The sequence below is a fragment of the Herpetosiphon llansteffanensis genome, from assembly GCF_003205875.1.
In the GTDB taxonomy this organism is placed as follows: Bacteria; Chloroflexota; Chloroflexia; order Chloroflexales; family Herpetosiphonaceae; genus Herpetosiphon; species Herpetosiphon llansteffanensis.
Genome location: NZ_PUBZ01000061.1, coordinates 1 through 393 on the forward strand (window position 1 = coordinate 1; position 393 = coordinate 393).

At 65.9% G+C, this 393-nt stretch carries 1 protein-coding gene; it reads left to right on the top strand.

The features are described from left to right. Positions 1-44: 44 nt before the first annotated feature. Positions 45-393, top strand: a 349-nt coding sequence (locus tag C5S61_RS27735; RefSeq protein ID WP_164689217.1) for a MipA/OmpV family protein, incomplete at its 3' end; no start/stop codon positions are given.

Here is a 393-nt window from a genome sequence, read left to right on the forward strand (position 1 = left end):
GCATAGTGCAGGCATTCAATCAGCGACCACCGACAGGATCATCCATGAAGCACATCTTCCTCTGCGCCACCCTTCTCGCCGTCTCCAGCCTCGCCATCGCGCAGCAACCGCCGCGCTGGGGCGTGGGCATCGGCGCCGCCGTCTCCGACTCGGTGTACGCCGGCGAAGGCACGCGCGTTACGCCCTTCCCGCTCGTGACCTACCAGGGCGAGCGCTTCTACTGGCGCGGCATTGGCGGCGGCGCCCACCTCGTCAAGCGCGGTGGCTTTGCGCTCGACGCCACCTTGTCGGCTCGCTTCGACGGCATCGACAGGGACGATTTCGGTGTACTTGAACTAGCCGAGCGCGGTATCGACCGCAATCTGCTGGAAGACCGCGACGATGCCTTCGACC